Here is an 11,494-nt window from a genome sequence, read left to right as displayed (position 1 = left end):
CCTCCCCCGTGTTTGCGCCGAGGGCCACCACGGGCCCAAAAAACACCGGCCGGGCCGTTAACCGGTTCTCCCCGGGGTTCCGGGGTGTGGGGGGGGGGGCGCCCGGGGGGCCCCCACTGCCCCGCTCCGGTACCGCTCCCTTGTGCCGGCAACCGACAGACAGCGCCGACGCACCGTCGTCGCCTGCTCTCGACCCCACGTACACGCCCACGCTGGCAGGCTGGGCGTCATGGCTGAACCGCTCCCCCTGCGTCCGCCACCTCCATTGCTGGACGATGCCTGCGCGTTGTTCCTCGATGTCGATGGCACCCTGATTGAATTCGCTGCACGACCGGACGCCGTGCAGCTGCTGCCCGATGTGCGTGAGGCCATCGGTCGTATCAGCGACCGCCTGGAAGGTGCCGTAGCACTGGTCAGTGGCCGTCCTCTGGCACAGCTTGACCAGTTGTTCGCGCCTCTGCAGCTGCCTGCGGCCGGCCTGCACGGCCATGAACTGCGTGGCCAGGACGGACGCGTGCTGCGCGACGAACATGACGATGACACCGCCGAATGGCTGCATGCTCTGCATCAGCAGGCGATGCGTTTTGCCCATGGCCATCCCGGGGTACTGGTGGAAGACAAGGGTGTGGGCCTGGCCCTGCACTGGCGCGAGGCGCCGCACGCTGGAAGCGAGGTGCGGGCGTTCGCTGACCGCCATGTGCGCGGTCGCTCCAGCTACCGCCTGCAACCCGGCGATCACGTGGTCGAGTTCGTGCCCGTCGGCACCGACAAGGGCCGCGCGATCCGGCGGATGATGCAGTACCTGCCGTTCCGGGGCCGCCTGCCCGTGTTCCTCGGCGATGACCTGACGGATGAATTCGGATTCGACGCCGCCAACGGCCAGCATGGCTGGAGCGTGCTGATCGGCGAGCGTGAACCCAGCGCCGCCGTGTTCGCGCTGCCTGACATACGCAGCGTGCACGCCTGGCTGCGCGAGAATGCCTATTGACCCGGCCACCCCCACGGCCGCAACCGAGATGTACCGCGTGATGACCCAACCCGATCTTGATCTGGGCGTGGTCGGCAACGGCAGCTTCGGCGCCCTGGTCGACAAACATGCCCGTGTCGTCTGGAGCTGCCTGCCCACCTTTGACGGCGACCCCACCTTCTGTGCGCTGCTGGGCCCGAACCAGCAGACAGGCGGCGACTTCGCCGTCGAGCTGGAGGACTTCGCCGACAGCGAGCAGGAATATCTCACCAACACCGCCATCCTGCGCACGGTGCTGCGCGACACGCATGGAGGTGCGCTGGAGATCCTCGATTTCGCGCCACGCTGGCGGCAGAACGACCGCTTTTACCGGCCGGTCAGCCTGATCCGCCAGGTGCGGCCATTGGCCGGCAGCCCACGTATCGTCATCCGCGCACGGCCGCTGGCCGACTGGGGCGCACGTGTTCCCGAATCCACATGGGGCAGCAACCATGTGCGCTGGATCCTGCCCGACCACGTGCTGCGGCTGACCACCGATGTGCCGGTCCGAATGGTCCGTGATGGCCTGCCGTTCGTCCTCAACCACCCTGTGCACCTGATCCTGGGCGTGGATGAATCGCTCAACCGCTCTATCAGCGGCTATGTGCAGGAAGCGTTCCAGCGCACGCGTGACTACTGGCGCGAATGGGTGCGCTATCTGTCGATTCCGCTGGAATGGCAGGACGCGGTGATCCGCAGCGCGATCACTCTCAAGCTGTGCCAGTACGAGGACAGTGGGGCGATCATCGCGGCGATGACCACCTCCATTCCCGAAGCTCCCGGCAGCGTGCGCAACTGGGACTACCGCTACTGCTGGCTGCGCGATGCTGCGTTCGTGGTGCGTTCGCTGAACCGGCTTGGCGCCACCCGTACGATGGAGCAGTTCCTCGGCTACATCTTCAACCTCGCCACCACCGACGGCACGCTGCAGCCGCTGTACGGCATCGGATTCGAGGCCAAGCTGGACGAGGATGAAGTTCCCAGCCTGTCCGGCTACCGTGGGATGGGCCCGGTGCGCCGCGGCAACCTGGCCTGGGTGCAGCGCCAGCACGACGTGTATGGCAGCGTGGTGCTGGCCTCCACCCAGTTGTTCTTCGATCGTCGCCTGCAGGACCCCGGGGATGCCCATACCTTTGCCCGGCTGGAACCGCTGGGCGAACAGGCCTTTGCCCTGCACGACGTCCCTGACGCGGGCCTGTGGGAGTTCCGCGGCCGCACCGAGGTGCACACCTACACCAGCGCGATGTGCTGGGCCGCCTGCGATCGCCTGTGCAAGATCGCCGTGAGGCTCAAGCGCGATGACCGTGCACGCTACTGGCGCGAGCGCGCCGACATCATCCACGCGCGCATCATGCAGCGGTCCTGGAGCGAATCGCTGGGCCACTTCACCGACACCTTCGACGGCCATCGCCTGGACGCGTCGCTGCTGCTGCTGGCCGACATCGGCTTCATCGATGCACTCGACGCACGTTTCATCGCCACCGTCGAGGCCATCGGCCGCGACCTCAAGCATGGCAATTCGCTGTACCGCTACATCGCACCGGACGATTTCGGCGAGCCGGAAACCAGCTTCACCATCTGCACCTTCTGGTACATCGATGCGCTGGCGGCGATCGGGCGCATGGATGAGGCACGCGAGATGTTCGAGACGCTGTTGAAGCAGCGCAACCATCTTGGCCTGCTGTCGGAGGACCTGGCCTTCGACAGCGGCGAAGCGTGGGGCAACTTCCCGCAGACGTATTCGCATGTGGGTCTGATCACGGCAGCGATGCGCCTGTCGCGTTCGTGGCAGGAGGCATCATGAGTCGTCTGGTGGTGGTCTCCAACCGCGTTGCCGTGCCCGGCGAGAACCGCGCCGGGGGCCTTGCGGTGGGCCTGCTGGCTGCGCTCAAGGAGCGCGGCGGCATGTGGTTCGGCTGGAGTGGCAAGACCGTGCGTGATGGCAGCGGCGCGCTGCATGAACAGCAGGACGGCGACATCCGCTTCGTCACCATGGACCTGAACAAGCGCGAGGTGGACGGCTACTACAACGGCTTCGCCAACCGCACGCTGTGGCCGCTGCTGCATTTCCGCCTGGACCTGGTCGACTATGACCGCGGCACGCGCGAGACGTATCACAAGGTCAATGCGATGTTCGCGGACAAGCTCGCGCCGTTGCTGCGCGAGGACGATATCGTCTGGATCCACGACTACCATCTGATCCCGCTGGGTGCCCTGCTGCGCGAGCGCGGCATCGGCTGCCGCATCGGCTTCTTCCTGCACATCCCGATGCCCTCGGCGGACCTGCTGCAGGCCATGCCCGACCACCTGCGGCTGTTCTCCGCGCTGTATGCCTATGACCTGGTGGGATTCCAGACCCAGCGCGATGCCGACCGCTTCCAGACCTACCTGCGGCTGTTCGGCGGCGGTCGCGTGCTCGACAACGGCGAACTGGAGGCCCCGGGGGGGCGCCGCTTCCGCGCTGCCGCCTTCCCGATCGGCATCGACACCGGGCTTATCGCGCGTCAGGCCAGCACCGCAGCGGCCAAGGCCGCCGTGAAGAACCTGCGGGCCAGTCTGCGGGATAGGCAGCTGGCCATCGGCGTGGACCGCCTGGACTATTCCAAGGGGCTGCCCGAACGTTTCCTCGGCTTCGAACGTTACCTGCAGCGCCACCCCGACCAGCGCGGCACCCTGACCTACCTGCAGATCGCGCCGGTCTCGCGCGGTGATGTCACCGAGTACCGGCAACTGCGCAGCCAGCTGGAACAGATCGCCGGGCACATCAACGGTGGCCATGCCGAGCCGGACTGGACGCCGCTTCGCTACGTCAACCAGAACTTCACCCATGCCACCCTCACCGGCTTCTACCGCGCGGCGGCCGTCGGTCTGGTCACCCCGCTGCGCGATGGCATGAACCTGGTCGCCAAGGAGTACGTCGCCTCGCAGGACCCGGAGGATCCGGGCGTGCTGGTGCTGTCCCTTCTGGCCGGCGCCGCCGATGAACTGAAGCAGGCGCTGCTGGTCAACCCGCACGATCTGGACGGCGTGGCCGATGCCATCGCCACGGCCGCCACCATGTCGCTGCGCAAGCGCCAGGAGCGCTGGCACGCCATGATGGAGCACCTGCGCACCTACGACATCAACCATTGGCGGCGCAGCTACCTGGACGCCCTCGAAGGCTGAATCAGGCGCATTCTGTACGCCGAAACTTGACGCTTTTGGCTCGAAAGTAATTGCGCATGCAACCATCCCGGCGCTGTGGCGTGATCTCCACCGCCGCTGTCGCAAGTGGCACTCAGGCAGGCGAACGTCCTGCTGCCCCAAGGCTTCCAGCCAGCTGCGTGGCGTCCTCGCGACGCCATCGCGGAAAACGAAAGAAAATGAACCGGCGATATTTCATTTCGCATTGACGCGACCTCCCCACAGTGGCGCCCCCAGAGCTCCTGCAATCGACAGAAGCCGCACCGTGCACGACTGCGTGCACATCACTCCGGGGATCCACTGCATGCACGCGTACGACCGTTTCATCGAAGAAGCCAGCCACCGCCTGGGACTGGGCCATCGCACCCGTTGGGTGGTTGATGTGATTGCCGGCTGGATAGCCTCCCACCCACGGGGACTGGACGGACTGGAGCAGACCTTCGAGCAGGCGGGCCTGGGGGTTCACTTCCGATCCTGGCGGCGTTCCGGGCAGCCGCCGCTGCCGGTGCTGGCCAGCGACCTGCAGCGTGCGCTGGGTGATCCGGTCATGGACCGGCTGGCCCGGCGCAGCAGACTGTCATCGGGGGCGTTCCGGGTCGTGGCCTGCGATCTGCTGCCGGGGCTGATCGCATTGACGTCCCAGCCCATCGAGCCGGCCCCTTCGGAGCCGCGCCAGCTGCGCAACCGCCCGCAGCGGCAGCGACCGCAGATGGCCGGCACCCTGCTCACCCCGCGGGTGCAGGGCATGGCCCTGCGCAGCCTGCTGTGGATGATGGCCGCCGTGGTCGTGCTCGGCGCTACCGCATGGCTGCAGCTGAAGGCACGCACGCCGCTGTGGACGCCACAGGCGATCGTCCGCGAACACGACGCGCGGCTGTTCCTGCACCAGCGCGGCGCGCAGGTCTCGGTCCATGGCAGCCTGCCCAGCGACGCCCTGCGCCGCCGCCTGTGGAGCGCGTTGATTGCGGTGCATGGCGCAGGGCACGTCAGTGGCCGTATCGAGATCGATCCGCAGGCCCGGTCGCCGCGCTGGTTCGAGCGCCTGATCCGCACCCTGCCCTGCCTGCAGGGCGACGGACTGCGCCTGGAGTTCGCCGGCAACCAGCTGGATATCGACTCCACCGCCCTGAGCGAAGAGCGGCGCCTGGCGATCTCGCGGCAGCTCCGCCAGGATTTCCCCGCCCTGCGGATGAGTGGGCTGTGGGGTCCGGGCCGGGCGGCATTGTCGCGGCTGCCGGCCGATGCCGGCGCCGCGCAGCGGATCGCTGCGCTGAACCTGACCCGGCTGGAGTTCCATCCCGGCTCCAGCGAACTGCGCGGCAGCTCCAGCGAAACGCTGCAGGTGGTGGCTGAGGCATTGCGCAGCACTGCGCCGGGCACACGGGTGGAAGTGGCCGCGCACACCGACAGCCAGGGCGCGTCCGAGGCCAACCGGCAGCTCAGCCAGCAGCGTGCGGACGTGGTGGTGACGGCGTTGCAGGCGCATGGCGTGCCGGCACCGATGCTGGTCGCGGTGGGGCACGGCGAAGAGCATCCGGTAGCCGACAACCGCAGCGAGGACGGCCGCGCGCGCAACCAGCGCATCGCCTATCGGCTGCTTGCGGCTCCGCACTGACACCGCGCGCGGACCGACCGGCACATCAGTCCAGGAAACGGCCGGCCTGCTGCGTCGTCGCCAGCGTGCAGCGGTCGTGACGACCGAACCAGCGGTATCGGTTGCGGGCCAGCCTGCGATAGGCGGCATCCCGCCAGCTGCGCGGCAACAGGCGCAGCACGCCCGCCAGCCGCCATGCGCCTCCCAGCCCGGTCAGCACGCGCAGGATCGCGTCCGTGTCAGTCCAGGCGCCCTGCTCGTCCAGCAGCAGAAAGGAGCGCGGGTCCTGCGGATCCAGCCCATGGCTGCGCAGCAGCAGGCTGCCATGCGTACCCTGCATCGCTGCGAAGCGATAGCGCCCGTGGCGGTCCACGCGCAACAGGAAACGCACCCAGCGGCTGCACAGCGCACAGACGCCATCGAACACGATCACTGCGTCACTGCGGGTCGAGCCAGCCTTCATAACGGATCAGCGCTCCAATCCAGGGCAATGTCACATCAACCAGGAAAGTGTAGCGCTCTGCGGCCCAGGCCTCGCGGCAGCGCACGCCGTCGAACCAGCGCGTCGGCAGCGGCAGCAGGCCGAACACGCGGACGCTGCGCACCGACCAGTCGATGCCGCCTTCACACGCCCGCAGCTCGAATCCGAAGTGCACCGCACCGAGCTGCTCATGCAGACCGCCTTCCTGTGCCCACAGCCGCGACACCATCGGCCAGCGCCCGAAACGTCGCGCCCACTGCTCGCCTTGCCCGCAGGCGCTGAACACCACCTCGACCGGCAAGGCGTGCGCCTCCTTCGGCAGCCGCGCCAACGCGGCCAGCATGGGCACCAGCCAATGGCGGCCCCGTGCGATCCGCGCCTGCCCGGTACGGCGGCACGGCAGCGGCGCCGCATGCAACGCCTGCACCGGTGCTGCCAGGGTGGCGAAGGCCGGCCCCAGCACCTGCGCGAACAGCGGCACGGTCAGGGAGCGATCCAGGCCAGCGTTGCCATGCGGCCGGTGCGGCGGTCGCGACGGTGCGAATACAGGTCCGGATCGGCAATGGTGGAGATCGTGCCGCCAGACACCTGGGCCGGGTCCACGCCCACGGACTGCAGGCGCTGGCGGGCCAGTGCGAACAGATCGACCTTCCAGTGCCCCGCGCGGGTGGCCACGAAGGCGGCGGCCGCCGCCGGTTCGTGGCCGACGAAGGCCTGATACACCTCTTCGCCGATCTCATAGTCGGCAGGCCCTGCCGCCGGGCCCAGCCAGACCCGCAGCTGCGACGGCGCGGTGCGCATCGCGGCTACCGTGTGTTCCAGCATGCCATCGGCCAGGCCGCGCCAGCCCGCATGGGCCGCGCCCACTTCGCTGCCGTCGGCGGCGGCAAACACCACCGGAAGGCAGTCCGCGGTCAGGATGGCCAGCACCACCCCCGGCACCGACGTCACCGCAGCATCGGCCACCGGCTCGCTGGCCCCGGCCACTGGCGGGCCATCAAAGCGCAGCACGGTGGTGCCATGCACCTGGCGCAGCCAGTGCGGCGCGGAGGGCAGCGCCAGTCCCTGCTGCAGCAGTTGCCGGTTGTGTTCGACGTTGGCCGGCGCATCTCCATCGGCTGCGTGCCGGTTGCCCAGGTTGAACTGGGCAAAGGGTGCCGGCGAAATGCCCGCGCCGTGCCGGCGTGTGGTCAGCGCCCGCACGCCCGGCGGCGCCGGCCAGTCAGCCTGCAGCAGCGGCAGCGCGGTCGCCATCACCAGCGATCCCGCTCGCGCTCGGTAAAGGCCTCGCTGTCTTCGCGCAGCACCTTCATCAGGTGCAGCATGTCGTCCGGTACCGGCGCCGAATTGCGCACCGGCTCGCCGGTGATGGGATGCACGAACTCCAGCGTCTCGGCGTGCAGGGCCTGGCGCTTGAAGCCACGCAGCGCGGCCACCAGTTCGTCGCTGGCGCCCTTGGGCAGCTTCAGCGCACCGCCATACAGCGGGTCGCCGATGATGGGGTGGCGCAGGTGCGCCATATGCACGCGGATCTGGTGGGTGCGGCCGGTTTCCAGCCGGCATTCCAGCGCGGTGTGCGCCCGGAAGCGCTCGCGCAGGCGGTAATGGGTGATCGCGTCCTTGCCGTCTTCGCGCACCGCCATCTTCAGGCGGTCGCGCGGATGACGGTCGATCGGCGCATCGGCGGTGCCGCCGGCCACCAGAGCGCCCATCACGATGGCCAGATACTGGCGGTGCACATCACGCGCGGCCAGCTGTTCGACCAGGGCCGTCTGCGCCTCCAGGGTGCGGGCGACCACCATCACGCCGCTGGTGTCCTTGTCGAGGCGATGCACGATGCCGGCGCGCGGCAGAACCGCCACCGACGGGTCGCGGTACAGCAGCGCATTGACCAGGGTGCCGCTGTGGTTGCCGGCACCCGGGTGGACCACCAGGCCGACCGGCTTGTTGATCACCAGCAGGTGCTCGTCCTCGAACAGCACGTCCAGCGGGATGTCCTCCGGCTGGGCATCGGTCTGGGTCTCCAGCACCACGTTCAGGGTCACCACCTCGCCACCGCGCAGCGGATCGCGCGGCCGCGCCTGGGCGCCATCGAGCAGGACGTCGCCGGCCTTGATCCATTCGGTCAGGCGTGAACGGGAGTACTCGGGGAACAGTTCGGCCACGACGGCGTCGAAACGCCGGCCGGCGGCGGTGTCGGGGACGATGGCCTGGCGGGCCGATTCGGAGGGTTGTTCAGACATGGCAGGGGGGTATCTTTGAAATTTTGGGGTCCCGGCGGTCGGTTTCAGTCGCAGGACAGGACACTAGGCTATCATCGACCCTTCGTATTCCAGACGCGTCCCGCCTTGACCCCATGATCCGACGCTCCGCCATGCTCTCCGCGCCCGTCCGCCTCACCGCCCTGCTGCTGGTGCTGGTCATCGCCGCCACCGGCTGCCATCGCGGCGCCAAGAAGGGTGATCGCCCCGACGAGGGGACGCCGGTCGAACAGCTGTACGAGAAGAGCCACACGCTGATGAAGGGGGGCAACTGGAGCGGCGCCGAAGCCAGCTTCCGTCGCCTGGTGGCCCAGTATCCCTACGGCCCGTACACCGAACAGGCGATGATCGAAACCGCCTACGCGCAGTACAAGGCCGGCAAGCACGACGATGCGGTGTCGAGCATCGACCGCTTCATCCGGACCTATCCGACCCATCGCAACATCGCCTACCTGTATTACCTGCGCGGCCTGGCCAACTCCAACCGCAATACGGTTTTCCTGCGTCGCGTATGGTCCCTGGACCCCAGCCGCCGCGATCTGTCCACGCCGCACCAGGCGTATTCGGACTTCAACATCGTCGTTGACCGCTACCCGAACAGCCGCTACGCCGCCGACGCCCGCCAGCGGATGATCGAGCTGCGTGACGTATTCGCCCAGCACGAGCTGGACAACGCGCTGTACTACATGCGCCGTGGCGCCTGGGTGTCGGCCGCTGGCCGCGCCAACTACCTGCTGGAAACCTATCCGCAGAGCGCCTTCCAGTACGACGCCGTGGCGGTCCTGGCCGACTCCTACACCCACCTGGGCAACAAGACCCTGGCCGACGATGCCCGGCGCGTGCTGGAGCTGAACCAGCCCGATCACCCGTGGCTGGCAGGCAACTGGCCGAAGTACCCCTGGATGATCCGCAAGCTCAACCCGTTCGCAGGCGAGAAGTCCGCCAGTACCGGCCAGCGCAACGCGCGGCTGGAAAAGAAGTAAGAAAAGGGCCCCGCAAGGGGCCCTTTCTTTTTGTGGGGCCCGCCATGACCGGGCCCTGCGGAGGCGCGGGCCTCAGCCCTTGTAGCCGTTGCTGATCGGATAGCGGCGTTCGCGGCCGAAGGCGCGACGGGAGACCTTCGGCCCCGGTGCGGCCTGGTGCCGCTTCCACTCGCTGATGCGCACCAGCCGCAGCACGCGGTCGACCACGGCCGCATCGTAACCGGCTGCAACGATCTCGGCGCGCGACTGCTCCTGGTCGACGTAGCGGTACAGGATGCCGTCCAGCACGTCGTAGGCCGGCAGCGAATCCTGGTCCAGCTGGTTCTCGCGCAGTTCGGCCGACGGCGGGCGGCTGATCACGGCCGGCGGAATCACCGGCGCGCCCCCCACGGTATTGCGCCACTTCGACAGACCGAATACTTCGGTCTTGTACAGATCCTTCAACGGCGCGTAGCCGCCACACATGTCACCGTAGATGGTGGCGTAGCCGACCGCATACTCGCTCTTGTTGCCGGTGGTCAGCAGCAGGCCACCGAACTTGTTGGCCAGCGCCATCAGGATCACGCCGCGGCTGCGCGACTGCAGGTTCTCCTCGGTCACATCCGGGGTTGTACCCTCGAACAGCGGCGCCAGCGATTCCATCAGGCCCTTGAACGCCGGCTCGATCGACACCGCTTCCAGCTTCACTCCCAACGCCTGGCACTGCTCTGCAGCCAGATCGTTGGACAGGCCTGCGGTATAGCGTGACGGCAGGCGCACGGCAGTCACGTTCTCGGCCCCCATCGCATCCACCGCCAGGGCCAGCACCAGGGCCGAATCGATGCCGCCGGACAGGCCCAGCCACACCTTCGTGAAACCATTCTTGCGGCAGTAATCCTGGATGCCACGGGTCACCGCGCGCCAGGCCAGGGCGTCCATGCTCTCGTCGCCATCGTCCATCCAGACGTGTGGCATGAAGCGACGGCTGGCGCCGTCGTACTCCACCACCAGCCACTGGTCGACAAACGCAGCGGCAGCCGGGTGCACCGTACCGTCGCCATCGGCCACCACCGAAGCGCCGTCGAATACCAGTGCGTCCTGGCCACCGACAACATTGAGATACGCGATCGCCGCACCGCTCTCGCGGGTGCGCGCGGCCAGCACGGCATCGCGCTGGGCGTGCTTGCCGCGCTCGTAGGGCGAGGCATTGGGCACCACCACCAGCTGCGCGCCAGCACGCACGGTATCGGCCAGCGGCTCAGCGAACCACAGGTCCTCGCAGATCAGCAGGCCCACCGGAATGCCGTCGACGTCGAACACGCAGCTGCCGCCATCAGGATCGACGTCGAAGTAGCGGCGCTCGTCGAACACCGCGTAGTTGGGCAGCTCGCGCTTGCGATAGGTCTGTTCGACCCGGCCATCGCGCAGCACGCTGGCGGCGTTGTACACCACCGCGCCCGCCGCCTGCGGCCAGCCGACCACGGCGGTGATACCGCGGCAGGCAGCCGCAATGCGCGCGATCGCCTGCTCGCATTCGTACAGGAACCCCGGACGCAGCAGCAGGTCTTCCGGCGGATAGCCGCTGACCGCCAGCTCGGGGAACATCACCAGCCCGGCGCCATACTCATCGCGCGCCTGGCCGATCATCTCGATGATGCGCTCGGTATTGCCGGCGACATCGCCGACCGGAAAATCGAACTGCGCCATCGCGATGCGGATCGAAGCCATGGAAGGTCCAGCCTGTGGTTGCAATGGCCCATTGTAACGCCGCACCGTGTGCCTGCCGGGCGGACCCTGCGGGTAGCGCCGGGCCATGCCCGGCGGATGACTGCGCGACGCCCAGACGCAGAAAAGCCGCCCGGAGGCGGCTTTTCCAAAGCAGGCCGAGCATGGGCTCGGCTCTACAGAATCGTGGGGGGGGGGGGGGGGGGCCGCGCGGGGTTGAAAACAGGTAGGGGGGGCGCGGCCCCCCCGGCCCCCCCCCCCCCCCCCCCCCCCCCCCCCCCC

General features: G+C 68.2%; 10 protein-coding genes. 5 read left to right on the top strand and 5 right to left on the bottom strand.

The features are described 5' to 3' along the window. Window positions 1-229: 229 nt before the first annotated feature. The 4 genes from otsB (at window position 230) to ACVOMM_RS18375 (ending at window position 5,804) form a co-directional block, all read left to right on the top strand. Complete coding sequence (gene otsB / locus ACVOMM_RS18390; RefSeq protein WP_053517008.1) at window positions 230-988, top strand: trehalose-phosphatase; 759 nt, start codon at window positions 230-232, stop codon at window positions 986-988. A 40-nt stretch (window positions 989-1,028) separates the two neighbouring features. Beyond that, a complete protein-coding gene (locus tag ACVOMM_RS18385; protein WP_053517094.1) occupies window positions 1,029-2,810 on the top strand; it encodes a glycoside hydrolase family 15 protein in 1,782 nt (593 codons plus the stop codon). Continuing rightward, window positions 2,807-4,171 carry an alpha,alpha-trehalose-phosphate synthase (UDP-forming) gene (otsA, locus tag ACVOMM_RS18380; protein ID WP_053517011.1) on the top strand — a complete coding sequence of 455 codons (1,365 nt, stop codon included), beginning with the start codon at window positions 2,807-2,809 and terminating at the stop codon, window positions 4,169-4,171. Before ACVOMM_RS18385 ends, otsA begins: the two co-directional genes overlap by 4 nt. 322 nt (window positions 4,172-4,493) lie before the next feature. Then, window positions 4,494-5,804 carry an OmpA family protein gene (locus tag ACVOMM_RS18375; RefSeq protein WP_481526604.1) on the top strand — a complete coding sequence of 437 codons (1,311 nt, stop codon included), beginning with the start codon at window positions 4,494-4,496 and terminating at the stop codon, window positions 5,802-5,804. Between the two features lie 25 nt (window positions 5,805-5,829). Here the strand turns inward: ACVOMM_RS18375 and ACVOMM_RS18370 are convergent, their stop codons facing one another. Genes ACVOMM_RS18370 through rluD form a run of 4 tightly spaced genes read right to left on the bottom strand, consistent with a single transcriptional unit; the run spans window position 5,830 to window position 8,507 of the window. Beyond that, the gene (locus tag ACVOMM_RS18370) at window positions 5,830-6,246 is read right to left on the bottom strand and encodes a thiol-disulfide oxidoreductase DCC family protein (RefSeq protein ID WP_277381033.1); all 417 of its coding nucleotides are present in this window, start codon (window positions 6,244-6,246) and stop codon (window positions 5,830-5,832) included. Continuing rightward, complete coding sequence (locus tag ACVOMM_RS18365; protein ID WP_414488195.1) at window positions 6,221-6,727, bottom strand: DUF4166 domain-containing protein; 507 nt, start codon at window positions 6,725-6,727, stop codon at window positions 6,221-6,223. Before ACVOMM_RS18365 ends, ACVOMM_RS18370 begins: the two co-directional genes overlap by 26 nt. Before the next feature lie 20 nt (window positions 6,728-6,747). Beyond that, complete coding sequence (gene pgeF / locus ACVOMM_RS18360) at window positions 6,748-7,518, bottom strand: peptidoglycan editing factor PgeF (RefSeq protein ID WP_065175783.1); 771 nt, start codon at window positions 7,516-7,518, stop codon at window positions 6,748-6,750. Further along, window positions 7,518-8,507: a 23S rRNA pseudouridine(1911/1915/1917) synthase RluD gene (rluD, locus tag ACVOMM_RS18355; RefSeq protein WP_053517019.1), complete on the bottom strand. Its 990-nt coding sequence runs from the start codon at window positions 8,505-8,507 to the stop codon at window positions 7,518-7,520. Before rluD ends, pgeF begins: the two co-directional genes overlap by 1 nt. A 113-nt stretch (window positions 8,508-8,620) precedes the next feature. On the opposite strand from rluD, the gene ACVOMM_RS18350 reads away from it, so the two are divergent. Further along, window positions 8,621-9,508 (top strand): outer membrane protein assembly factor BamD, encoded by an 888-nt coding sequence (locus tag ACVOMM_RS18350; RefSeq protein ID WP_053517021.1) that lies wholly within the window; start codon window positions 8,621-8,623, stop codon window positions 9,506-9,508. A 72-nt stretch (window positions 9,509-9,580) separates the two neighbouring features. Here ACVOMM_RS18350 and ACVOMM_RS18345 read toward each other — a convergent pair whose 3' ends face one another. Then, a complete protein-coding gene (locus ACVOMM_RS18345) occupies window positions 9,581-11,215 on the bottom strand; it encodes an NAD+ synthase (protein ID WP_065181642.1) in 1,635 nt (544 codons plus the stop codon). Window positions 11,216-11,494: the final 279 nt, after the last annotated feature.

Source organism: Stenotrophomonas sp. STEN009, assembly GCF_056760395.1.
The sequence above is the reverse complement of the archived record's forward strand: the minus strand, read 5'-3'. Positions and strand labels throughout refer to the sequence as shown.